Origin of the sequence: Streptomyces deccanensis (genome assembly GCF_022385335.1) — a bacterium.
Lineage (GTDB): Bacteria > Actinomycetota > Actinomycetes > Streptomycetales > Streptomycetaceae > Streptomyces > Streptomyces deccanensis.
Genome location: NZ_CP092431.1, coordinates 1,922,595 through 1,946,620 on the forward strand (window position 1 = coordinate 1,922,595; position 24,026 = coordinate 1,946,620).

The window sequence follows — 24,026 nt, forward strand, 5'->3', positions numbered from 1 at the left end:
TATACGGTACGGGTCACACGCAATCAGTCCACGCAACGGACGCGCGACGGACCCGTCGACGTACGAGACGCATGAGGAGAGAACCCCGTGGTCAGCCAGGATCAGCGGCGGCGTCAGCTCGCCCGGGAGAAGTTCTTGCGGCAGCAGCAGCGGCGCACGTCGGCGCGACGCAAGGCACGAGTCCGCAACGCGTCGATCGCTTCGGTGCTCGGTGTGATCCTGGTGGGCAGTGTGGCGCTCTACACGACCGACGTCCTCAAGGGCGACGACAAGAAGGACAACGTGAGCGCGGAGGGGACTCCGAGCGCCTCGCCGAGCAAGGCGCCGGACCCGTGCGAGAAGGCGGCCGCGGGCAAGGTGGAGGAACTCACCTTCAAGAAGGAGCCCGCGCTCACCATCGACAAGACGGCGAAGTACACGATGGATCTGCAGACGACCTGCGGTGCCATCGACATAGCGCTGGACGCGGCGAAGGCCCCGCGCACCGTCAACTCGTTCAACTTCCTTGTGAACAAGGGATACCTGGACCACACGAAGTGCCACCGCCTCACCACCGAGGGCATCTACGTCCTGCAGTGCGGTGACCCGCAGGGCACCGGCATGGGCGGTCCCGGCTACACGATCCCGGACGAGAACCTGAAGGACCCGCGTCTGAAGGGCGATGTGTACCCGGCGGGCACGGTCGCGATGGCGAACCAGTTCAACGCGCAGACGGGCGAGGGCAAGAACAGCGGCGGCAGCCAGTTCTTCCTGGTCTTCCAGGACAGCCCGTTGCCGGCCAACTACACACCGTTCGGCACCGTCTCCAAGGCCGGCATGAAGGTTCTGAAGAAGATCGGCGACGCGGGAGCCCAGGCCCCGGACCCCCAGACCGGCAACACGGCACCCAACGCGACCGTGGTCATCAACAAGGCGACTGTCAAGAAGTCCTGACCGCGAACAGCGAAATTTCGGTCGCGCGGGATGCGGACAGGCAACCCGCCGGTCGCCTATGTTGGCCGTGACGAAACTGTGGACGATGCCCGGGGGCACTGAGGCCCCTTGCAGGCATCATGTGGAGGAGGCGCTGTGAGCAGCGACCCGTGGGGCCGCGTCGACGAGACGGGGACCGTGTACGTGCGTACGGCCGACGGCGAGCAGGTCGTCGGTTCCTGGCAGGCAGGCTCCCCCGAGGAGGCGCTGGCCTATTTCGAGCGCAAGTACGAAGGCCTGGTTGTCGAGATCGGCCTCCTCGAGAAGCGCGTCAAGACCACCGACCTGTCGGCGAAGGACGCCCAGACCGCGATCGATCACATTCGCGAGCAGGTGGACGCGCACCACGCGGTCGGTGACCTGGACGCGCTGAAGGTGCGGCTGGACAAGCTCGTCGAGACCGTCGAGGCGCGGCGCGAGGAGCGCAAGCAGCAGCGGGCCAAGCAGTCCGACGAGGCGCGGCACGCCAAGGAGGCCCTGGTCGCCGAGGCGGAGGAGCTGGCCCAGTCCGACCAGTGGCGGTCCGCCGGTGAACGGCTGCGGGCGCTCGTGGACACCTGGAAGGGTCTGCCGCGGCTGGACCGGAAGTCCGACGACGAGCTCTGGCACCGCTTCTCGCACGCCCGCTCGGCGTTCTCCAAGCGTCGCAAGGCCCACTTCGCGCAGCTCGACGCGCAGCGCGAGGACGCCCGCAAGACCAAGGAGAGGCTGGTCGCGGAGGCCGAGGCGCTGTCGAACTCGACGGACTGGGGTCCGACGGCGGCGCGCTACCGCGAGCTGATGGCCGAGTGGAAGGCCGCCGGCCGCGCCCAGCGTGAGCACGAGGACGACCTGTGGAACCGCTTCCGCGGCGCCCAGGACGTCTTCTTCGCCGCCCGCAGCTCGGTGTTCGCCGAGCGTGACGCGGAGCAGACGGAGAACCTCAAGCTCAAGGAGGAGCTGGCGGGGGAGGCGGAGAAGATCCTGCCGGTGACGGATCTGAAGGCCGCGCGTGCCGCCTTCCGTTCGGTCAACGAGCGGTGGGAGGCCATCGGCCATGTGCCGCGGGACGCCCGTCCGAAGGTCGAGGGCCGGATGCACGCGGTCGAGCGGGCCATCCAGGAGGCCGAGGAAGCGGAGTGGCGCCGGACGAACCCGGAGGCCCGCGCCCGTGCCGCCGGTCTCACGGGCCAGCTGCAGGCCGCCGTGGACAAGCTGACGGCCCAGATCGAGGCCGCCCGCGCCCAGGGCAACAACGCCAAGGCCGACAAGCTCCAGCGCGAGCTGGACGGCCGCCAGGCGCTGCTGGACCAGGCCCTGAAGGGTCTGCAGGAGTTCGGCGGCTGACGCCGACGGCAGGACATGACTGAGGGGCTCCCGTACGGACCGTACGGGAGCCCCTCACTCGTGTGTGCTGGTTACGGCCTGCGCGCCGATGTCACGCGGTACACGTCGTAGACGCCCTCCACGCCTCGTACGGCTTTCAGGACGTGGCCCAGGTGCTTCGGGTCGCCCATCTCGAAGGTGAAGCGGGAGGTGGCGACGCGGTCGCGGGAGGTCTGGACGGCGGCCGACAGGATGTTGACGTGCTGGTCGGACAGGACACGGGTGACGTCCGAGAGGAGACGGCTGCGGTCCAGGGCCTCGACCTGTATGGCGACGAGGAAGACCGAGGACTGGGTCGGGGCCCACTCGACGTCGAGGATGCGCTCGGGCTCACGGGACAGCGACTCGACGTTGACGCAGTCGCTGCGGTGAACCGATACGCCACTGCCCCGGGTGACGAAGCCGATGATGGGGTCGCCGGGGACGGGCGTACAGCAGCGGGCGAGCTTGACCCAGACGTCGTCGACGCCCTTGACCACGACACCGGGGTCGTTGCTGCCGCGCCGCTTGCGGCTCCGGCCGCGGGTGGGCGGTACGGCCTCGTCGATCTCCTCGGTCGCGGCCTCCTCGCCGCCGAGGGCCTGGACGAGCTTCTGGACCACGCTCTGCGCGGAGACATGGCCCTCGCCTATGGCCGCGTAGAGGGCGGAGATGTCCGGGTAGCGCATCTCGTGCGCCAGGGTGACGAGCGAGTCGCCGGTGAGGATGCGCTGGATCGGCAGGTTCTGCTTGCGCATCGCGCGGACGATGGCGTCCTTGCCCTGCTCGATGGCCTCGTCGCGCCGCTCCTTGGAGAACCAGGCGCGGATCTTGTTGCGGGCGCGCGGTGACTTCACGAAGCCGAGCCAGTCGCGGGAGGGGCCCGCGCCGGCCGCCTTGGAGGTGAAGACCTCCACCAGGTCACCGTTGTCGAGGGTGGATTCGAGCGGGACGAGCCGGCCGTTGACCCGCGCGCCTATGGTGCGGTGGCCGACCTCGGTGTGGACCGCGTACGCGAAGTCGACGGGGGTCGCGCTGGCCGGCAGCGCGATGACGTCGCCCTTCGGGGTGAAGACGAAGACCTCGTTGCGGGAGAGGTCGAAGCGCAGGGACTCCAGGAACTCCCCGGGGTCCTCGGTCTCCTTCTGCCAGTCCAGCAGCTGCCGCAGCCAGGCCATGTCGTTGAGGTGGTCGTCCTTGCCGGTGGTCCGGGGCGCGTCGGTGCGCACCTTGGAGGCACCGGCGACGGCCTCCTGCTTGTACTTCCAGTGCGCGGCGATGCCGTACTCGGCACGGCGGTGCATGTCGAACGTACGGATCTGGAGTTCGACGGGCTTGCCGTTGGGTCCGATGACCGTCGTGTGCAGCGACTGGTACATGTTGAACTTGGGCATCGCGATGTAGTCCTTGAACCGCCCCGGAACCGGGTTCCAGCGGGCGTGGACGGTGCCCAGCGCGGCGTAGCAGTCGCGGACGGTGTCCACCAGGACGCGGATGCCGACCAGGTCGTAGATCTCCGCGAAGTCACGGCCGCGGACGATCATCTTCTGGTAGACGCTGTAGTAGTGCTTCGGACGCCCGGTGACCGTCGCCTTGATGCGGGCCGCGCGCAGGTCCTGCTGGACCTCGTCGGTCACTATGGCGAGGTACTCGTCACGCTTCGGCGCCCGCTCGGCCACCAGCCGGACGATCTCGTCGTACATCTTGGGGTAGAGGATCGCGAAGGCGAGGTCCTCCAGCTCCCACTTGATGGTGTTCATGCCCAGGCGGTGGGCGAGCGGCGCGTAGATCTCCAGGGTCTCGCGCGCCTTCTTCTCCTGCTTCTCGCGCTTGAGGTAGCGCATGGTGCGCATGTTGTGCAGACGGTCGGCGAGCTTGATGACCAGGACGCGGGGGTCCTTGGCCATGGCGACGACCATCTTGCGCACGGTCTCGGCCTGCGCGGCCTCGCCGAACTTGACCTTGTCGAGCTTGGTGACGCCGTCGACGAGGAGGGCGACGGAGTCCCCGAAGTCGCGACGGAGCTGGTCGAGGCCGTACTCGGTGTCCTCGACCGTGTCGTGCAGCAGACCGGCCATCAGGGTGGCCGGATCCATGCCCAGCTCGGCGAGGATCGTGGTCACGGCGAGGGGGTGCGTGATGTACGGGTCGCCGCTCTTGCGCTTCTGGCCGCGGTGCCAGCGCTCGGCGACCTGGTAGGCCTTCTCGATCTGGCGGAGCGTCGACGTCTCGATCTTCGGGTCGTTGCCGCGCACGGCCCGCAGCAACGGCTCCAGGACCGGGTTGTACGGGTTGGAGCGCTGCACACCGAGACGGGCGAGCCGGGCGCGCACGCGGTTGGAGGAGCCGGATCGGGCGGGCTGCCCGGTGGTGGCGGGGCGGGCCGGGGGCGCCGGAGCGGGCGCGGGCGCGGGGCGCTCGGGTGGGGCGGGCTTGGGGCGCGACGGGCCGTCGGTCTTGTCGGCGGGCGCGGACTGGGCGTGCTCGACGGAGCCCTGCGCGGACGCGGCGGTGTTCTCGGGGTTCGCCTTCGTCGCGTGCTGCGCGGGCTGGGCCGCGGGGCCCGAGGCGGGCTCGGGCTTGGCGGCGGTCAGGTGCTGGGCCTCGTCTGCCAAGAGGGCTCCTCGTGCGCGATCCGGGTCCCCCGGTCAGGCTCCGGAGCACCCATGGTAGCGATCCCGCGCCCCAGGATCGCCTTCAGGCCACATTGAGGGCGGTCTACCCATGCAACACGGGGGGCGCGCGGCGGATTCCGGGGGGGCCGCGGCGGGGGTGCGGTGGTCTGTTCAGCGCGGGTCGTGTGGGGTTGCTCGCGCAGTTCCCGCGCCCCTTCGGGGCGCGGGACATTCGGCGCCCAACGCGGCGGGCGCCCCGGGAAAGATCCCGGGGCGCCCGCCGCATGGTTGTCCGCTCGGTTCAGACCGTGATCAGGGCCTCCAGCGGGGCCCCGGCCAGAGCCGACTGCAGGCGCTGTCGGCCCGGGAGGAACGACAGCTCCATCAGGACCGCGACGCCGGCGACCTGGGCGCCCGCGCGGCGGATCAGCTGGAGGGAGGCCTCGGCGGTGCCGCCGGTGGCGAGGACGTCGTCGATGACCATGACACGGTCGCCCGCGCTCAGGTCCTCGGCGTGCACCTCGATCTCGGCGGAGCCGTACTCCAGGTCGTAGGCCTGGCCGAGCGTGGCTCCGGGGAGCTTGCCCGCCTTGCGTACGGGGATGAAGCCGACGCCCGCGCGGACGGCGGCCGGGGCGCCCAGGATGAAGCCCCGGGCCTCCAGGCCGACGATCTTCGTGGCACCGTGCCGGACGGTCAGCTCGGCCAGCGCGTCCGTCAGCGCGGTGAACGCCGCCGGGTCGGCCAGCAGCGGGGTGATGTCCTTGAACATCACGCCCGGCTCCGGGTAGTCCGCGACGTCACGGATCCGGCTGAGCAGCAGCTCCTTGATGTCGGTCATCGCCGCTTCCCGCCCCGGCCCCGGCTGCGGGCCCCGGACTGGGCACGCGGGCCGACCACCGCGGGGGTGGCGTCCGCCGGCTCGTCGTCGTACGGACCGTCGGCCGCCGGCTCTGACTCGTGCTCGGACTGGGCCCGCTTGGCGAGGACGCGCTTCTTGAGGGCCTTCAGCTGCGGCTCGCGCTCCTTGAGGTCGGCGACGAGCGGCGTGGCGATGAAGATCGAGGAGTACGCGCCGGCCGCGAGGCCGACGAACAGCGACAGCGAGATGTCGTTGAGCATGCCCGCGCCGAGGACACCGCCACCGATGAAGAGGAGGCCGGCGACCGGGAGCAGCGCCACCACCGTGGTGTTGATCGACCGCACCAGGGTGCTGTTGATCGAGCGGTTGGCGATCTCGGCGTAGGTCCAGCGGGTCTGCTTGGTGATGTCCTTCGTCTGCTCCTTGAGGCTGTCGAAGACGACGACCGTGTCGTAGAGCGAATAACCGAGGATCGTGAGCAGACCGATCACCGTGCCCGGTGTGACCTCGAAGCCGACGAGGGCGTAGATGCCGATCGTGATGGTGATGTCGTGGATCAGGGCGACGAACGCGGCGATGGCCATGCGCAACTCGAACGCGATCGCCAGATAGATCACCACGAGGACCAGGAAGATCGCGAGGCCCTGCCAGGCCTTGTTGGCGACCTGCTCACCCCAACTGGGGCCGACCAGATCGGCGTTGATCGTGTCCGCGTCGACCTTCAGGTCCTTGGCGAGCTGCTGCTGGATCTCGTCGGACTTGGCCGTGTCCACACCGGAGATCTGGATGCGCAGGGTGTCGTTGCCGAGCTTCTGGACGATCGCGTCGTGGCCGGATGCCTTCTCCGCGTATGTCTCGGCCTGGCTGACCGAGACACTTGTCTTCTCCGTGGTGAAGACCGCGCCGCCCTGGAACTCGATACCCATGCTGAGGCCGCGGACGGCCAGGCCGACGATGGCCGTGATGGTGATGAGGATCGAGACGCCGTACCAGATCTTGCGATTGCCGACGAAGTCGTAACCGACCTCGCCGCGGTGGAGTCGGGCTCCGAGGTCACCGAGTTTCGACATCTCAGGCCTCCTTCGGGTCGGCGGGGACGGAACGGCGGGTGCGGCGCAGCGGCGGCCGGGCGCCCAGTCGCTTGGGGTCGAGACCGGACCAGCTGTGGCCGTTGCCGAAGAACTTCGTGCGGGCCAGCAGCGTGAGCAGCGGCTTTGTGAACAAGAAGACCACGACGACGTCGAGCAGGGTGGTCAGACCCAGCGTGAACGCGAAGCCCTGGACCTTGCCGACGGTGACGATGAAGAGGACCGCGGCGGAGAGGAACGACACGAAGTCGGAGACCAGGATCGTGCGCCGGGCGCGCGGCCAGGCACGCTCGACGGCCGGGCGCAGCGTACGGCCTTCGCGGATCTCGTCCCGGACGCGTTCGAAGTACACGATGAACGAGTCCGCCGTGATACCGATCGCGACGATCGCGCCGCAGACCGCCGGGAGGTTCAGCGCGAAACCGATGGCCGGGCCGAGCAGGGCCATGAGCACATAGGTCAGGGCCGCGGAGATCAGCAGCGAGGCGATGGCGATCAGCGACAGGCCGCGGTAGTAGACGACCAGGTAGATCATGACCAGGGCCAGACCGATGGCGCCGGCGATCAGACCGGCCTGCAGCTGCTCGCCACCGAGCGCGGGGCTGACGGTGGTGACGCTGGACTCCTTGAAGGTCAGCGGGAGCGCGCCGTACGACAGCATGTTGGCGAGGTTCTGGGCCTCCTCCTGCGTGAAGCTGCCGGAGATCTCGGCCTTGCCGCCGGTGACCGCCGCCTGCACGTAGGGGTGGGAGACGACCTCGTCGTCGAGGACGATCGCGAACTCGTTCTGCGGGGAGGTCTGGGTCGCCAGCTGGCCCGTGATGTCGGCGAACTTGTCGGCGCCCTTGGAGTCGAAGTCCATGACGACCTGCCAGCCGGTGCCGTTCTGCGTGTCGAGCAGCGCCTGGGCCTTGTCGACCTCGGTGCCGTCGACGCCGACCGGGCCGAGGATGAACTTGCTCCAGCTGCCGTTGTCCTGGCCGCAGGCCACGACGGTGTCGGTGTTCTTGCCCTTGCCGGCCTCGGCGCGCTGCTTGGGGTCGTTGCAGTCGAGGGCGGCGAACTTGGCCTGGAGGGCCTGGGTCGCCTCGTCGGCGCTCGGGGTCGCGGTCGGGGCGGCACTGCCGGAGGCCTTGGCGGACGGGGAACCGCTGCCCGACGGCGTGGGGTCGGCCTTCAGCGCGTCGGTGAGGGCACGGCCCTGCGACGTGGCGGAGGACGACGGGCTGGACGACGGGCTGGCGGAGTCACCGGCCCCGGGCTCGGTGGCCGCGTCCTTGCCGTCGGATTTCGACGGGCTCGGCGAGCCGCTGCCACTGGGGCTGGTGCTCGGCGAGGCGGTGGGGTTCTCCGTCGCACCGGTGCCGACCTGGCTCGCGAGGACGGGGCGGAAGTACAGCTTCGCGGTGGTGCCGACCTGGTCCCTGGCCTCTTCGGAATCCGTGCCCTTGGGAATGTTGACAATGATGTTCTCATTGCCCTGGGTCTGGACCTCCGCCTCGGACACACCCAGACCATTGACACGGCGGTTCATGATCTCGACCGCGGTGTCCATGTTGGTCTTGTTGATCGCGTTGGGCTGGCCGGGCTCGTTGACGGCGGTCAGCGTGATGCTCGTACCACCGGCAAGATCGATGCCGAGACGCGGAGTGGTGTGTCCGGAGGCGAACATTCCCCCGGTGAGCGCCACAAGGGCGATCAGGATGAGGGCCAGCGCGCGCCCAGGCTTGCTCTGGGCGCTCGCGCTCCGGCCCTTCTTCGGTGCTGCCACCTTCTCGTACTCCCTCTCGGGCCGCCGGGCGCGGGGTCAGCGCGGGGACGGCCATGACTTGTGTCGGGAATCCGGCGAAAACGGCACGTTCCCGGGGCGCGGGCGGTTCTCGCTCGCACTCCCGGGACGTGACTACTTCGCGTCGGACTCGCCGTCGGTCTTCTTCGGCTCTGCTTCGTCGGCCTTGGCCTCGTCGGCCTTCGCCTCGGCGGTCTTGTCGGCCGCGTCGTCGGACGCGTCCTTCTTGCCGAGGTCGATGGGCTTGTCGTCGGAAGCGGCGGAAGCGTCGTCGGAGGGCTCGTCGGTCTCGGTGAGGGAGGAGGCGTCGTCCGGGACGACGTCGGACTTCAGGTCGTGCTCGATGCCGTGGACGATGCGGTTGTACTCCTCGTCGCTGAGGACGGCACCGATGGAGTTCTTGGCGAACAGCAGCTCGACGCCCGGCCCGGCGTCGAGGAGGACCGTGTCCTCGCTGACCTCCTTGACGGTCGCGTACATGCCCCCGATCGTGCGGACGCCGGAACCGGGCTGCATCTGGTTCCGCATGTCGACGGCCTGCTGCTGCTTCTTCTTGGCCGATCGGGTCATCAGGATCATGGCCCCGATGAGCACGATGAACGGGAGGAGGGTCACGAGACTCACGGGTCGGAACTTCCTTCACACGACCGCGATGGCGAGCGGCCTGATGGTTGGGGGTATGTGTGCTGCCGACAAGGGCGGCATCGGCGGAGTCTAAGCGAGTCCACCGTGATGGAACAACGCACAGCATGTCACCGGGGTTCCATGCCGGGCGAGTACCGCGCCGTCACGAGACGGTCACGCCCCGAACAGATCCTGTTGTCCGTTTCCGCCGGTCGTGCCGCGTGGCGGGGTGAGTCCGAGATGGGTCCAGGCGGCGGGGGTCGCGACCCGGCCACGGGGGGTCCGGGCGAGCAGGCCTTCGCGGACGAGGAACGGTTCGGCGACCTCCTCGACGGTCTCGCGCTCCTCCCCCACGGCGACGGCGAGGGTGGACAGGCCGACGGGTCCACCGCCGAAGAGCTTGAGCAGGGCTTCGAGGACTCCCCGGTCGAGGCGGTCGAGGCCGCGGGCGTCCACCTCGTACACGGCGAGGGCGGCCGAGGCGATGTCGCGGGTGATGACGCCGTCGGCCTTGACCTGCGCGTAGTCCCGTACGCGGCGCAGCAGGCGGTTGGCGATACGGGGGGTGCCGCGGGAACGGCCCGCGATCTCGGCGGCGCCGTCCGTGTCGATCTCGACGTCGAGCAGGTTCGCGGAGCGGTGGATCACGCGCTCCAGTTCGGCGGGCTCGTAGAACTCCATGTGCGCGGTGAAGCCGAAGCGGTCGCGCAGCGGCGGCGGGAGCAGGCCCGCACGGGTGGTGGCGCCGACCAGGGTGAAGGGCGGCAGTTCGAGGGGGATCGCGGTGGCGCCGGGGCCCTTGCCGACGATCACGTCGACGCGGAAGTCCTCCATCGCCATGTACAGCATCTCCTCGGCGGGCCGGGACATGCGGTGGATCTCGTCGAGGAAGAGGACCTCGCCCTCCTGGAGGGAGGAGAGGATCGCGGCGAGGTCGCCGGCGTGCTGGATGGCGGGGCCGGACGTGATGCGGATGGGGGCGCCCATCTCGGCCGCGATGATCATGGAGAGGGTGGTCTTGCCGAGGCCCGGGGCGCCGGAGAGCAGGACGTGGTCGGCGGTGGCGCCGCGCGCGCGGGCGGCGCGAAGGACCAGGTCGAGTTGTTCGCGGACCTTCTCCTGGCCGATGAACTCGTCCAGGTCCTTGGGGCGCAGGGCGGCCTCGACGGCCTGGTCCTCACGGTCGGCGACGGAGCCCACCAGGCGGTCGGGGGCGGTGTCGTCGGTCGTGTCGTCCCAGTTCATTGCTTGTGCCTCGCGGGTCGCGGTCGGATGGAGCGGGAGGGTGGCGGCGGCCCGTACCAGTGGTGCACGAGCGCTTCAACAGGGCGGTCAGCGGGCTCTGTTGAGGGTCTGGAGGGCCGCCTTCAGCAACTGGCCCACCTGGGGCGTGCCTTCGGTGGCCTCGGCCTGGGGGGTCACGGCCGACACGGCCTCGTCGGCCTCGCGGGTGGCGTACCCGAGGCCGATCAGGGCGGCGTGCAGCTGGTCGCGCCAGCCCTGGGTGACGGGGGCGCCGATCGCGGGGGCGCCGACGGGCTCGCCGAGGCGGTCCTTCAGCTCCAACAGCAGCTTCTGGGCACCCTTCTTGCCGATGCCGGGGACGGCGATCAGCGCCTTCTCGTCGCCGGTGGCCACCGCTCGGCGCAGGGCGTCGGGGGTGTGCACGGCCAGCATCGCCTGGGCCAGGCGCGGTCCGACGCCGCTCGCGGTCTGCAGCAGTTCGAACACCTGGCGCTCGTCGTCGTCCACGAAGCCGTACAGCGTCAGCGAGTCCTCGCGGACGACCAACGAGGTGGCGAGCTTGGTCGGCTGGCCCATGCGGAGCCCGGACAACGTGTTGGGCGTGCACTGGACCGCGATGCCGATCCCGCCCACCTCGACCACCGCGGAGTCCGGGGCGAGGGCGGCGACCGGGCCGCTGACGAAGGCGATCATGACGTACGGCCTTTCGATGCGTGCAGGGCCACGGCCTGCTGGAGGCGGTTCTGGGCGGGGGCCCGCCAGATGTGGCAGATGGCGAGGGCGAGGGCGTCGGCGGCGTCCGCCGGTTTCGGTGGTGCGTCGAGCCGGAGGAGACGGGTGACCATGGCGCCGACCTGGGCCTTGTCGGCGCGGCCGCTGCCCGTGACGGCGGCCTTGACCTCGCTGGGGGTGTGCAGGGCGACGGGGATGCCTCGGCGGGCGGCGCAGAGCATGGCGACGGCGCTGGCCTGGGCGGTGCCCATGACCGTCCGCACGTTGTGCTGGCTGAACACCCGTTCCACGGCGACGTATTCGGGTCGGTGTTCGTCGAGCCACTGCTCGATACCCTGCTCGATCGCGACGAGGCGCAGGCCCAACTCGGCGTCGGCGGGCGTCCGGACGACACCGACGCCGACCATGGTGAGCGGCCGCCCCGCGACGCCCTCGACAACCCCCACGCCACACCGCGTGAGTCCGGGGTCCACCCCGAGTACGCGCACCGCGCCCCCCTCCCAGTCGATCGCCTGTTTGTGCAGGCTATCTGCTGCCACCGACAACGGCGGCGGGCCGGTGGGTGTGTCCCACCGGCCCGCCGGATCCGCTCGGTTCGCGGCAGCGTTACGCGTCGACCTTGGCCATCACGTCGTCGCTGACGTCGAAGTTGGCGAAGACGTTCTGGACGTCGTCGCTGTCCTCCAGGGCGTCGATCAGCTTGAAGATCTTCCTGGCGCCCTCCTCGTCCAGCTCGACCTGCATGGTCGGGACGAAGTTGGCCTCGGCCGAGTCGTAGTCGATGCCGGCCTCCTGGAGGGAGGAGCGGACCGCGACCAGGTCGGTGGCCTCGCTGAGCACCTCGAAGGACTCGCCCAGGTCGTTGACCTCCTCGGCGCCCGCGTCGAGCACGACCTCCAGGACGTCGTCCTCGGACAGCTCGCCCTTGGGGACGATCACGACGCCCTTGCGGTTGAAGAGGTACGAGACGGAGCCCGGGTCGGCCATCGAACCGCCGTTGCGGGTCATGGCGACCCGGACGTCGGAGGCGGCGCGGTTGCGGTTGTCGGTGAGGCACTCGATGAGCACCGCGACCCCGTTCGGACCGTAGCCCTCGTACATGATCGTCTCGTAGTCGGCGCCGCCGGCCTCGAGACCGCCACCACGCTTGATCGCGGAGTCGATGTTCTTGTTGGGGACCGACTGCTTCTTCGCCTTCTGCACGGCGTCGTAGAGCGTCGGGTTGCCTTCGAGGTCCACGCCGCCCATCCGGGCCGCGACTTCGATGTTCTTGATCAGCTTCGCGAAGAGCTTGCCGCGCTTGGCGTCGATCACGGCCTTCTTGTGCTTCGTCGTAGCCCATTTAGAGTGGCCGGACATCTGCCTGTCTCCTTCGCGTTACCCAACTCCGTACGAACCCCAGAGATCCTACAAGGACTCCGCCGACCGGTTCGCGCGCACCATGTCGACAAAGAGGGCGTGCAGCCGGTGGTCTCCGGTCAGCTCCGGATGGAACGACGTGGCGAGCGCGTTGCCCTGGCGGACGGCGACGATGTGACCGTCGTGCTCGGCCAGCACCTCCGTCTCCGCGCCCACGGACTCCACCCAGGGGGCGCGGATGAAGACGCCCTCCACGGGAGCGCCCTCGACGCCCTTCACGTCGACCGCCGCCTCGAAGGACTCGTTCTGACGTCCGAAGGCGTTGCGGCGCACGATCATGTCGATGCCGCCGATGGTCTCCTGGCCCGAGCGCGGGTCGAGGATCTTGTCGGCGAGCATGATCAGGCCGGCGCAGGTGCCGTACACGGGCATGCCGTCACGCACGCGCGCGCGGAGGGGCTCCATGACGCCGAAGAGGACGGCGAGCTTGGAGATGGTGGTGGACTCGCCGCCGGGGATCACGAGGCCGTCCACCTCGGCGAGTTCCTCGGGGCGCCGCACCGGCCTGGCCACGGCGTCGGCCGCGGCCAGGGCGACGAGGTGCTCCCGTACGTCGCCCTGGAGGGCCAGGACGCCTATGACGGGGGTGTCGCTCATGGGTGCTTACCAGCCCCGGTTCGCGTAGCGCTCGGCCTCGGGGAGGGTGTCGCAGTTGATGCCGACCATGGCCTCGCCCAGGTTGCGGGAGGCGTCCGCGATGATCTTCGGGTCGTCGTAGAAGGTGGTGGCCTTCACGATGGCGGCGGCGCGCTTGGCCGGGTCGCCGGACTTGAAGATGCCGGAGCCGACGAAGACGCCCTCGGCACCGAGCTGGCGCATCAGCGCGGCGTCGGCCGGGGTGGCCACGCCACCGGCGGAGAACAGCACCACCGGGAGCTTGCCCAGCTCGGAGACCTCCTTGACCAGCTCGTACGGGGCGCGCAGCTCCTTGGCGGCGGCGTACAGCTCGTTGTTGTCGAAGCCGCGCAGCTTGGCGATCTCGTTCTTGATCTGGCGCAGGTGGCGGACCGCCTCGACGACGTTGCCGGTGCCGGCCTCGCCCTTGGAGCGGATCATGGCCGCGCCCTCGGCGATGCGGCGCAGGGCCTCACCGAGGTTGGTGGCGCCGCAGACGAAGGGGGTGGTGAAGGCCCACTTGTCGGAGTGGTTGACCTCGTCGGCCGGGGTGAGGACCTCGGACTCGTCGATGTAGTCGACGCCGAGGGACTGCAGGACCTGGGCCTCGACGAAGTGGCCGATGCGGGACTTGGCCATGACCGGGATGGAGACGGCCTCGATGATGCCCTCGATCATGTCGGGGTCGGACATCCGGGCCACGCCGCCGTCCTTGCGGATGTCGGCGGGGACCCGCTCCAGGGCCATGACGGCCACCGCGCCCGCGTCCTCGGCGATCTTGGCCTGCTCCGGGGTGACGACGTCCATGATCACACCACCCTTGAGCTGCTCGGCCATGCCGCGCTTCACGCGGGCGGTGCCGGTCTCGGGGGTCTGGGCGGCGGAGTTGGAGAGCGTGCTGGACACGGGTTTGACCTCGCTCGGAGAAGGGGTTTCTGCAAACACCGAGGAAACGCGAGGCGTGCGGGCCACTGCAAGGGCCAATGGGGAGGCGGTGGATCGTTTTGTGGGGTGCGTTGTCGGCGCGTGCGTTGTCGGGTGCGGGTCCGGTGGGGCTTCTCGCGCAGTTCCCCGCGCCCCTGAAAGACCAGGCCCTGCGGGCCTGAAAGCCATGGCCCCCAGGGCCTGAAAGGCGACGGTCGGGCGGGCCGGAAAGGCGACGGCGCCGCGGGCCTGAAAGGCGACGGCGCCGCGGGCCTGAAAGGCGACGGCGCCGCGGGCCTGAAAGGCGACGGCGCCGCGGGCCTGAAAGGCGACGGCGCCGCGGGCCTGAAGAGCACGGGGCGCAGCCCCTGCTTTTCAGGGGCGCGGGGAACTGCGCGAGAAGCCCCACCGGGCCCGCGGTCGCCCACGAACCCGCGCCCCCGAGCTCCTAGGCGGCCGAAGCCAAGGCGACCGGCGGCTCGTCGTCCATCTCGAAGGCCATGGGGAACGGCGCGTGCCCGGCCAGCCGGAACCAGCGAACCTTGCGGTGCCGGCGCAACGCCCGCGCCGCCCGCACCGCGTCGTTGTGGAAGCGCCGCGCCATCGGCACCCGCCGCACCGCCTGGGCCAGCTCGTTCGCCGCGTCCTCACCACCCGGCGCCTCGCGCACCACCTCCACCTGCTGCGGGTCCGCGAACACGGCCCGCAGCGCCTGGCTCAGCTCGCTCTCGGCGACCTCGCGCTGCTCCTCCTCGGCCTGCCGGGCCGCGTGCGCCGCCTCGTAGAGGACGATCGATGCAGCCGGGTCCAGCACTCCGGATGTGGCCAGTTCCTGGGCGACCGACGCACGGCGCAGCAGCTGCGCGTCGAGCGCGGCGCGGGCGGCGTCGATGCGCGCGTGCAGCCGGTCCAGGCGTCCCGCGGTCCAGCTCAGATACAGGCCGATCGCGAACAGGACGACCGCGATCCAGATGAGTGTGGAAGTCACGGGCGGCAAGGCTACTACCGGTGCCCGCCACCGCCGTGTCCTGGTTCAGCGGTCCGCGAGCGGGGCGGGGAACCGCGTGACCGGTCCCCCCACTCCGCCGGAGTCATTCCCGGGCCAGCCCCAACCGTGCCCGCAGTCCCACGCGTTCGTCCGCCGCCACCGACGCCGCGCCCTCCGTGACGGTCTCGTAGACACCGAGGATGTCGGCGCCGACGGTGGACCAGTCGAAGCGGCGGACGTGGGCGCTGCCCCGTGCGCGGAGTTCGGCGCGGCGGTCCGGGTCGCCGAGGAGCCGTACGGCGGCCGTCGCGAGCGCGTCGGCGTCCTCGTTGGCGAAGAGTTCGCCCGCGCCGCCCTGGTCGAGGACCTGGGCGAAGGCGTCGAGGTCGGAGGCGAGGACGGGGGCGCCGGCGGACATGGCCTCGACGAGGATGATGCCGAAGCTCTCGCCGCCGGTGTTGGGGGCGACGTAGACGTCGACGCTGCGCAGGAAGCGGGCCTTGTCCTCGTCGCTGACCATGCCGAGGAACTCGACGCGGGAGCGCAGTTCCTTGGGCAGCGTCTCGACCGCCTCCTCCTCGTCCCCGCGCCCGGCGACCAGCAGCCGGGCGTGCGGGCGCTCGGCGAAGATCCTCGGGAGGGCCTTCATCAGCACCGGCAGCCCCTTGCGGGGTTCGTCGATGCGGCCGACGAAACCGAGCGTGTCGCCCTGCCAGTCGGGGTTGGGCTTGGCGCGGGCGAAGAAGTCGACGTCGACGCCGTTCGGGATGACGACCGCGTCGCCGCCCAGGTGTTCGACGAGGGTGCGGCGGGCGTACTCGCTCACCGCGATCCGCGCGCTGATCTTCTCCAGCGCGGGCTGGAGGATCGGGTAGGCCGCGATCATCGCCCGGGAGCGCGGGTTGGAGGTGTGGAAGGTGGCGACGATCGGGCCCTGCGCGGCCCAGCAGGCCAGCAGGCCGAGCGACGGGGAGGCCGGCTCGTGGATGTGGATCACGTCGAACGTGCCGTCGTGCAGCCAGCGTCTGACCCGGGCCGCCGAGAGGAACCCGAAGTTCAGGCGGGCCACCGAGCCGTTGTAGGGCACCGGGACCGCGCGGCCCGCCGAGACGACGTACGGCGGCAGCGGGGTGTCGTCGTCGGCGGGGGCGAGCACCGACACCTCGTGGCCGAGGCGGATGAGGTGGTCGGCCAGGTCGCGGATGTGGAACTGGACTCCCCCGGGCACGTCCCAGGAGTACGGGCAGACGATCCCGATCTTCACGGGCGTCCCTTCTCGGAGCCGGGCCCGGGACTCTTCGCGGGGTCGAGGTCCGCGAGCCACAAGCGCTGGAGCATGTGCCAGTCCTCCGGGTGGTCGGCGATGCCGGTGGCGAAGGCGTCTGCCAGCGCCTGTGTCATGACAGACGCCTTCTCGGCGCGGGTACCTGTCCCGGGTACCTCGATCGGGGGGTGCACGCGTCCCCGCATGACGGGCGAGTCGTCGTACCAGAGCGTCACCGGCAGCAGCAGGGCCCCGGTCTGCTGGGCGAGGAGGGCCGGTCCCGCGGGCATCCGGGTGGGCTCGCCGAAGAAGTCCACCTGGACGCCGGACGCGGACAGGTCGCGGTCGGCGACCAGGCAGACCAGGCCTCCGTCGCGCAGCCGCCGGGCGAGGGTGCCGAAGGCGGAGCCACCGCTGTGCGGCAGGACCTCCATGCCGAGGCCCTCGCGGTAGGCGACGAAGCGGTCGTAGAGCGTCTCGGGCTTGAGGCGTTCGGCGACCGTGGTGAACGGGATCTTCAGCTCAGTGGTGACCCAGGCGCCGGCGAGGTCCCAGTTGGCCAGGTGCGGCAGCGCGAGTACGACGCCCCGGCCGGAGGCGAGGCCGTCGGTGAGGTGGTGCAGGTCCTTGGCGGCGAAGCCGGTCCTGATCCGCTCCTCGCTCCAGGCGGGGAGGCGGAAGGACTCCATCCAGTAGCGCAGGTACGAGCGCATCCCCGCGCGGGAGAGCTCGGCGAGGCGCTCCGGGCTCGCGCCCGGGACCACGCGCGCGTAGTTGGCCTCCAGACGGCGCACGAGGGGGCCGCGCCGCTTCCAGGTGGCGTCGGCGATCGTCCGGCCGAGGCGTACGGCGACGGGCTCGGGGAGCTTCTTCACGGTGCCCCAGCCCAGGCCGTACAACCCGTCGGTCAGCCGCTCCCGCACAGCGCTCACGGGGTCGCCTCGCTGTTGCGGGCGCTGTCCGGGCTCTCCTGGGCGGTCTCGGCGGCGGCCGCCGCCTCGGCCTCGGCGGACTCGCGGCGGACCGTGACCACGCGCTGGATCAGCGTGACGAGGCTGCCGACGGCGACGATCCACAGGGCGATGGGCAGCAGCACGTCGATGCCTGGCACGCCGAACGCGTGCAGGCCGGACAGCCCGGCCGCGACCAGCGAGATCACCAGGCGCTCGGCGCGCTCCACGAGCCCGTTGACCGCCACCGGCAGGCCGATCGACTCGCCGCGCGCCTTGGTGTACGACACCACCTGGCCGCTCGCCAGACAGAAGATCGAGACGGCGCACAGGGCGAGGTCGTCGCCCTTGCCCGCGTACCAGAGGGCGAAGCCGCCGAAGATCGCGCCGTCGGCGACCCGGTCGAGCGTGGAGTCGAGGAAGGCCCCCCAGCGGCTGGAGCGGCCCATCTGGCGGGCCATGTTGCCGTCGACGAGGTCCGAGAACACGAACAGCGTGATGACGACCGTGCCCCAGAAGAACTCGCCCCGGGGGTAGAAGACCAACGCGCCCGCGATCACTCCGGCGGTGCCGATGAGGGTGACCGTGTCGGGGCTGACGCCCCTGCGGATCAGAAACGCGGCGAACGGTGTGAGGACACGCGTGAAGAATGCACGCGCGTACTTGTTCAGCATGGCCTTCCCGAGGGTCGGTGTCGCCGCGTGGCCCCTGCTGGCCATCCGGCTGGCCCATCGTAGCCACGCGCGCGCGTGTGCGACCGTCGGGCACCAGCCCGCCGTGTCCCACGGGCGGGACCGGGGCCGTGAGGAGCGATCACGTCCTTCGTATGGACGCACCGTGACGCGAGTGCAAAGCTCGAAGACACCGCGGGCGTCACCGGAGCCGCACCGCACGTGGATCGGTATGTCCGCGCCCACAGTGACCTCACCGTGCACGGGAGGCAGGATCATGGGCGACAAGGCGAACGCACATCCCGGAGCCGCCGGCAGGGCTACGGCGGCCGACCACCCCGCGTCCGTACGGAATGTGGTGCTGGTCGGCCACTCCGGTTCGGGCAAGACGACTCTGGTGGAGGCTCTCGCGCTGACGGCGGGAGCGGTGAACCGGGCGGGCCGTGTGGAGGACGGCGGCACCGTCTCCGACTACGACGAGATCGAGCACCGGCAGCAACGCTCGGTGCAGCTCTCGCTCGTCCCCGTCGAATGGGGCGGGTACAAGATCAATCTGTTGGACACCCCCGGATACGCCGACTTCGTCGGGGAACTCAGGGCCGGTCTGCGAGCGGCGGACGCGGCCCTTTTCGTCGTCTCGGCCTCGGACGGCGTCGACGGCTCGACCCGCATGGTGTGGGAGGAGTGCGCGGCGGTCGGCATGCCGCGGGCGATCGTGGTCACGCACCTGGAGGCCGCGCGGTCGAACTTCGAGGAGATGACCCGGATCTGCGCGGAGACGTTCGGCGGGGACGACCCCGACGCCGTCCTTCCGCTCTATCTGCCGCTGCACGGCCCCCAGGGTCCGGACGGGCACGCGCCCGTCACCGGGCTGACGGGACTGCTGACGCGGAAGCTGTTCGACTACTCCTCCGGCGAGCGCAAGGAGTCCGAGCCGGGCGCCGAGCAACTGCCGGCGATCGAGGAGGCCCGCAACCGGCTCATCGAGGGGATCATCTCCGAGAGCGAGGACGAGACCCTCATGGACCGCTATCTCGGCGGCGAGGAGATCGACGTCAAGACGCTGATCGACGACCTGGAGCGGGCCGTCACGCGCGGGGTCTTCCATCCCGTGCTGGCCGCCGCCCCGGCGGCCGACGGCGCCAAACAGGGCCTGGGCACGGTCGAACTCCTCGAACTGGTCACCGGCGGCTTCCCCACCCCCCTGGAGCGCGAGACCCCCGCGGTCACCACCCCCGAGGGACGGCCCCGCGAGATCCCGTCGGCCTGCGACCCGGACGGGCCGCTGGTCGCCGAGGTCGTGAAGACCGCCAGCGACCCCTACGTGGGCCGGATCTCCCTGGTACGGGTCTTCTCCGGGACGCTGCACCCCGACGAGACGGTGCACGTGTCCGGGCACGGGCTGGCCGACCGCGGGCACGAGGACCACGACGTCGACGAGCGGATCGGCGCCCTGTCCACCCCGTTCGGCAAACAGCAGCGCACTCTCACGCACTGCATCGCGGGCGACCTGGCGTGTGTGGCGAAACTGAACCGCGCGGAGACCGGGGACACCCTGTCGGCCAAGGACGACCCGCTGCTCATGGAGCCGTGGGAGATGCCCGACCCGCTGCTGCCGCTCGCCATCCAGGCGCACAGCAAGGCCGACGAGGACAAGCTCTCCCAGGGCCTCGCCCGACTGGTCGCCGAGGACCCGACGATGCGGCTCGAACAGAACCAGGACACCCACCAGGTGGTCCTGTGGTGCCTGGGCGAGGCGCACGCCGACGTGGCGCTGGAACGGCTGCGCAGCCGCTACGGCGTCCAGGTCGACGTCATACCGCACCGGGTCTCCCTGCGGGAGACGTTCGCCGACAGGTCGGCGGGCCGGGGCCGGCACGTGAAGCAGTCCGGCGGCCACGGGCAGTACGCGATCTGCGAGATCGAGGTGGAGCCGCTGCCCGGCGGTTCCGGGATCGAGTTTGTCGACAAGGTCGTCGGCGGCGCGGTGCCCCGGCAGTTCATCCCGTCCGTCGAGAAGGGCGTACGGGCGCAGGCCGCGAAGGGGGTCGCGGCCGGCTATCCGCTCATCGACGTGCGGATCACGCTGCGCGACGGCAAGGCGCACTCGGTGGACTCCTCGGACGCCGCGTTCCAGACGGCGGGCGCGCTGGCGCTGCGGGAGGCCGCCGCCGACGCGAAGATCCACCTGCTGGAGCCGGTCGCGGAGGTCTCGGTCCTGGTCGGCGACTCGTACGTGGGACCGGTGATGAGCGATCTGTCCGGCCGGCGCGGCCGGGTCGTCGGCACCGAGCAGGCGGGCGGCGGACGCACCCTCGTCCGGGCCGAGGTGCCGGAGATCGAGATCGACCGGTACGCCGTCGATCTGCGCTCGCTCTCCCACGGCACCGCGCGCTTCGGCCGCCGGTACACACGGCACGAGCCGATGCCGTCCCATGTCGCCGAGAAGCTCCGGGAACAGGCCAAGGACAACTGACCGGCGCCCGGGAACGAACGACGGAGGACAGCGACGATCTCACGGAGGAGAGCGGCGACCCACCGGTGGACGGCCACGGCCGTCCACCGGTGGGTTCCGTGAATGTCCGTTCCCGGCGCCGCGCCATGTCCGCGGCTACGGATACGCTGATCACCTGATCGACAAGTATGGCTCGATCAGGACCAGATCAGGCTATGACCTGATCAACAGGTGTGCGGAGCACGGAAGTCGGGAAGAGCCGCAGGAGCGAGTGTGCGGCGATGGGGGCGGCGGCGGTGGCGGACAATTTCGATTTCACTCCCGGGGCACAGGTGCCGCTGACGGGCACCGCGGGCCAGACCGCGGCGACGTACGCCCTGGCGTCCGCGGCCTACCGGGACAACGACATCGCGGAGATCCTCAAGGCCAACAACGACTGGCACAAGTCCACCGTCAAACCGGGCCGCAAGTGGGCGACCATCTTCCGGCCGAACCTCGGAGAGGCCTTCTCCCTGGCGGTGCGGGACCGGATGGTCGGCGCGGGCCGCAAACCGCTCATCCAGTCCTTCGGCATGGAGCCGCAGGTCGTCGTCGAGCACTGCCTCGCGGCGAACAACATCCGGCGGGAACGCGACAACTGGCTCTCGGCGATCATGGTCCTCTGCGGCCTGCTCTTCCTTCCCGGGCTCCTGCTGTGGCTGCTGGTCTTCCAGATCCGTACGACGGTCGCCAAGCGTGAGGACAAGCGGGCGGGCGCCCTCGGCACCACCCTGCTGGTCGCGGTGGGCGCCCTCGCCGTGATCTTCCTGCTCAAGATGCCCTTCGACGGCTTCTGGGCCTGGTACGCGCGTGCGTGCGTGGTGTTGCCGGTGGTCGGCTGGTTCTGGGCCAAGCAGATCTGCGAACGCGCCGCGCAGGATCTGCGGGACCGCTGGGCCGGCCTGCTGGCGGGCGGCGGCATCGGCGCCAAGATCCCCGAGGCCGTGCCCGGCAGCCCCGGCGAGACCAAGGCCGAGCAGCTGCGCAAGGAGCTCGCCCGGCTCAGCGCCGAACAGCGCTCCAACCTCGTCTTCTACGCCGGCCCCAAGGGCATCCTCGGCATGGGCACCCGCTGGGGCAGCTGGCAGCTCGCCGAGGACCTCGTGCCGGCCGAAGCGGGCAAGGAAATCCACCCGTTCCGCAGCTGGGACGTCATACGGGCCATCCACGACCAACTGCGCATGCTGGAGCGCACCCCCCTCAACACCGGTGGTTTCACGGCCCCTTCGATCAAGCACTGGATCGTGAGCCCCATCGGGGAGGGCGCCGGCGCGGTGGCCCGCCCGGACAGCACGGACGTGGACGCCTACCAGTACAAGACGCACGCCATACAGGAGATCTGCAACAAGCAGCACTTCGGCAGCGGCAACCGCCACTACCTCGGGGTCCAATGGACCCTCTGGGACGGGCAGTTGATCATCACCATGCTGGTCACGGTCACCGTGCTGCACCAGACGCTCCGCATCGAGGTGACCGGGCACGCCCTGGGTCCGGTGCACGGCCTCTTCACGACCGGCCCCGCGGCGAAGGAGAAGGAAGTCCAGAAGTCGCTGCGCTTCTGGGAGACACGCAAGATCAAGCTCCCCCTCGTCGACGCCGACGAGGTCGTACGGCTCGCCGCGCGCGCCCCCCTGACCTGGTACCCGCCGCTGCTCAACTGGCTCGGCGGTTCCATGGGCCTGCCCGAGCCCTTCGGCCTGCGGCACGCCTGGGCCGACCAGCCCTGGCGGCACCGCTTCATGGCCGACGACGCGCTGCGCGCCGCCACGCCGGTGCTGCGCGTGGTGCACAACGCCGCGATCAAGGTGCTCAAGGAGAACGGCGTCGACACCGAGAAGTTCGGCTCGCGGGCCGGGTTCCTCAGCGGGGCGGTGCAGGATCCTACGCCGCGGAAGGCGGACCTCTACGACGCGTGAGCGCTGCGGCGGCCTGGGCCGACGGGGGGTGCGTGGGGGTTGGGGCCCGTTTTCGTCTGCGGGTGCGTGGGGGCTGGTCGCGCAGTTCCCCGCGCCCCTCAAAAAGCAGGGGCTGCGCCCCGTGCTTTTTGGTGAAGGGCCGAAGGCACCTTCAGGGGCGCGGGGAACTGCGCGATCAGCCCCCACCGGGCCGCGGACGAAGAACCAGTGAACCCGTGGCTACGCCGCCGGCCACGCCTCCGCGAGCATCTTCCTCGTGTCGGCCAGGAGCTGCGGCAGAATCCTCGTGTGGCCGACGACCGGCATGAAGTTGGTGTCGCCGCCCCAGCGCGGAACGATGTGCTGGTGGAGGTGGGCGGCGATGCCCGCCCCGGCGACCGAGCCCTGGTTCATGCCGATGTTGAAGCCGTGCGCGCCGGAGGCGGTGCGCAGGGCGGTCATCGCCTGCTTGGTCAGCTCGGCCAGCTCGGTGGTCTCCGGCCCGGTGAGGTCCGTGTAGTCCGCGACGTGGCGGTAGGGCACGACCATGAGGTGGCCGCCGTTGTACGGGTAGAGGTTGAGCACCGCGTAGACGTGCTCCCCGCGCCTGATGATCAGGCCGTCCTCGTCCGATTTGGCCGGGATCGAGCAGAACGGACAGCCGTCGTCGGCCCCAGGACCGGTCGGCTTGTTCTCGCCCTGGATGTACGCCATCCGATGAGGCGTCCACAGGCGCTGGAACGCGTCCTGCGTCCCCACTCCGATCTGCTGCTCCGGCTCACTCGTCATGCAGTGCAGCATATGGCTTCGCCCGTTCGCGGCGTGTCGCCGGGTACCGGCGCGGGACGGGCGAGGCCAAGCTGAGGCGATGGACCACGACAGCCTCGCGCTCCGCTGGGAACGCCGTACGGGACGCGTCCTCGCCGGGGCGTCGGCCCTCTTCCTCGCGTCGTACGCGGTGCGGGTACTGGCCCACGATCTCCCCCAGGTCTGGCTCGACCTCTGTCTCGCGGTGACCATGGCGTGCTGGGCGATCTTCGTCATCGACTACGCGGTGCGCTGGAGGCTGAGCGGCCTGGGCCCGAAGTTCGTCCGCGTCCACTGGCTGGACACCGTCGTACTCGTGCTGCCCCTGCTGCGGCCCCTGCGCGTGGTGCAGATCCACGACGCCGTGCAGCGCCGGCACGAGCGTCCCCGACTCTCCCTGCACGCCCGCGTGGCCGTCTACGCGGGCCTGTCCGTGACCCTGCTCGGCTTCACCGGCGCCCTCGCCGTCTACCAGCAGGAACACGCGGCACCGGACGCGACGATCGTGACGTTCGGGGACTCCGTGTGGTGGACCTGCGCGACGCTCGCCACGGTCGGCTACGGGGACGTCACCCCGGTGACCCCGTTGGGCCGGACGATCGCCGTGTTCCTCATGGCCTGCGGTCTCGCCCTGCTCGGCACGGTGACAGGGTCGTTCGGGTCGTGGCTGCTCCAGGTGTTCGCACGGGAGGACGAGCAGAGGCCCCCGGAGAGCTGAACTCTCCGGG

General features: G+C 70.4%; 21 protein-coding genes. 5 read left to right on the plus strand and 16 right to left on the minus strand.

All coding sequences use genetic code 11. The features are described 5' to 3' along the window. Window positions 1-87: 87 nt before the first annotated feature. On the plus strand, window positions 88-933 hold the full coding sequence (locus L3078_RS08565) for a peptidylprolyl isomerase (RefSeq protein WP_239752451.1): 846 nt from the start codon (window positions 88-90) through the stop codon (window positions 931-933). Window positions 934-1,068: 135 nt separating this feature from the next. Continuing rightward, on the plus strand, window positions 1,069-2,298 hold the full coding sequence (locus tag L3078_RS08570; protein ID WP_239752452.1) for a DUF349 domain-containing protein: 1,230 nt from the start codon (window positions 1,069-1,071) through the stop codon (window positions 2,296-2,298). A 71-nt stretch (window positions 2,299-2,369) separates the two neighbouring features. Here L3078_RS08570 and L3078_RS08575 read toward each other — a convergent pair whose 3' ends face one another. The 15 genes from L3078_RS08575 to pgsA form a co-directional block, all read right to left on the minus strand. Next, window positions 2,370-4,931, minus strand: coding sequence for a RelA/SpoT family protein (locus tag L3078_RS08575; RefSeq protein WP_239752454.1), 2,562 nt, complete (start codon window positions 4,929-4,931; stop codon window positions 2,370-2,372). Window positions 4,932-5,232: 301 nt separating this feature from the next. Continuing rightward, complete coding sequence (locus tag L3078_RS08580) at window positions 5,233-5,772, minus strand: adenine phosphoribosyltransferase (protein WP_239752455.1); 540 nt, start codon at window positions 5,770-5,772, stop codon at window positions 5,233-5,235. After that, a complete protein-coding gene (gene secF / locus L3078_RS08585; RefSeq protein ID WP_239752457.1) occupies window positions 5,769-6,863 on the minus strand; it encodes a protein translocase subunit SecF in 1,095 nt (364 codons plus the stop codon). Before secF ends, L3078_RS08580 begins: the two co-directional genes overlap by 4 nt. Before the next feature lies 1 nt (window position 6,864). Then, complete coding sequence (secD, locus tag L3078_RS08590) at window positions 6,865-8,652, minus strand: protein translocase subunit SecD (RefSeq protein ID WP_239752459.1); 1,788 nt, start codon at window positions 8,650-8,652, stop codon at window positions 6,865-6,867. Between the two features lie 132 nt (window positions 8,653-8,784). Then, a complete protein-coding gene (yajC, locus tag L3078_RS08595; RefSeq protein WP_239752461.1) occupies window positions 8,785-9,294 on the minus strand; it encodes a preprotein translocase subunit YajC in 510 nt (169 codons plus the stop codon). A gap of 174 nt (window positions 9,295-9,468) precedes the next feature. Further along, complete coding sequence (gene ruvB / locus L3078_RS08600) at window positions 9,469-10,539, minus strand: Holliday junction branch migration DNA helicase RuvB (protein ID WP_239752463.1); 1,071 nt, start codon at window positions 10,537-10,539, stop codon at window positions 9,469-9,471. Window positions 10,540-10,626: 87 nt separating this feature from the next. After that, complete coding sequence (gene ruvA / locus L3078_RS08605; RefSeq protein ID WP_239752465.1) at window positions 10,627-11,232, minus strand: Holliday junction branch migration protein RuvA; 606 nt, start codon at window positions 11,230-11,232, stop codon at window positions 10,627-10,629. Further along, window positions 11,229-11,759, minus strand: a complete 531-nt coding sequence (ruvC, locus tag L3078_RS08610) for a crossover junction endodeoxyribonuclease RuvC (protein WP_239752467.1) — start codon at window positions 11,757-11,759, stop codon at window positions 11,229-11,231. The genes ruvA and ruvC overlap by 4 nt, the downstream gene beginning before the upstream one ends. A 118-nt stretch (window positions 11,760-11,877) precedes the next feature. Beyond that, window positions 11,878-12,630 (minus strand): YebC/PmpR family DNA-binding transcriptional regulator, encoded by a 753-nt coding sequence (locus L3078_RS08615; protein ID WP_184896346.1) that lies wholly within the window; start codon window positions 12,628-12,630, stop codon window positions 11,878-11,880. 48 nt (window positions 12,631-12,678) lie between these two features. Continuing rightward, window positions 12,679-13,287, minus strand: coding sequence for a pyridoxal 5'-phosphate synthase glutaminase subunit PdxT (gene pdxT / locus L3078_RS08620; protein ID WP_239752469.1), 609 nt, complete (start codon window positions 13,285-13,287; stop codon window positions 12,679-12,681). 6 nt (window positions 13,288-13,293) lie between these two features. After that, window positions 13,294-14,211 carry a pyridoxal 5'-phosphate synthase lyase subunit PdxS gene (gene pdxS, locus L3078_RS08625; protein WP_033532596.1) on the minus strand — a complete coding sequence of 306 codons (918 nt, stop codon included), beginning with the start codon at window positions 14,209-14,211 and terminating at the stop codon, window positions 13,294-13,296. A 466-nt stretch (window positions 14,212-14,677) separates the two neighbouring features. Next, window positions 14,678-15,217 carry a LemA family protein gene (locus L3078_RS08630; RefSeq protein ID WP_239752470.1) on the minus strand — a complete coding sequence of 180 codons (540 nt, stop codon included), beginning with the start codon at window positions 15,215-15,217 and terminating at the stop codon, window positions 14,678-14,680. Window positions 15,218-15,320: 103 nt separating this feature from the next. Next, window positions 15,321-16,481 carry a glycosyltransferase family 4 protein gene (locus L3078_RS08635; protein WP_239752471.1) on the minus strand — a complete coding sequence of 387 codons (1,161 nt, stop codon included), beginning with the start codon at window positions 16,479-16,481 and terminating at the stop codon, window positions 15,321-15,323. Beyond that, window positions 16,478-17,413: a phosphatidylinositol mannoside acyltransferase gene (locus L3078_RS08640; protein WP_239752472.1), complete on the minus strand. Its 936-nt coding sequence runs from the start codon at window positions 17,411-17,413 to the stop codon at window positions 16,478-16,480. The genes L3078_RS08635 and L3078_RS08640 overlap by 4 nt, the downstream gene beginning before the upstream one ends. Continuing rightward, complete coding sequence (gene pgsA, locus L3078_RS08645; RefSeq protein WP_239752473.1) at window positions 17,410-18,150, minus strand: phosphatidylinositol phosphate synthase; 741 nt, start codon at window positions 18,148-18,150, stop codon at window positions 17,410-17,412. The genes L3078_RS08640 and pgsA overlap by 4 nt, the downstream gene beginning before the upstream one ends. 229 nt (window positions 18,151-18,379) lie before the next feature. On the opposite strand from pgsA, the gene L3078_RS08650 reads away from it, so the two are divergent. Further along, the gene (locus tag L3078_RS08650; RefSeq protein WP_239752474.1) at window positions 18,380-20,578 is read left to right on the plus strand and encodes an elongation factor G-like protein EF-G2; all 2,199 of its coding nucleotides are present in this window, start codon (window positions 18,380-18,382) and stop codon (window positions 20,576-20,578) included. Between the two features lie 260 nt (window positions 20,579-20,838). Continuing rightward, window positions 20,839-22,512, plus strand: coding sequence for a hypothetical protein (locus L3078_RS08655; RefSeq protein ID WP_239752475.1), 1,674 nt, complete (start codon window positions 20,839-20,841; stop codon window positions 22,510-22,512). A gap of 219 nt (window positions 22,513-22,731) precedes the next feature. Here L3078_RS08655 and L3078_RS08660 read toward each other — a convergent pair whose 3' ends face one another. Then, window positions 22,732-23,292, minus strand: coding sequence for an HIT family protein (locus tag L3078_RS08660; protein WP_239752476.1), 561 nt, complete (start codon window positions 23,290-23,292; stop codon window positions 22,732-22,734). 67 nt (window positions 23,293-23,359) lie between these two features. Here L3078_RS08660 and L3078_RS08665 point away from each other — a divergent pair, with 67 nt between their 5' ends. Continuing rightward, complete coding sequence (locus L3078_RS08665) at window positions 23,360-24,016, plus strand: potassium channel family protein (protein ID WP_239752477.1); 657 nt, start codon at window positions 23,360-23,362, stop codon at window positions 24,014-24,016. The last annotated feature ends 10 nt before the right edge of the window (window positions 24,017-24,026 follow it).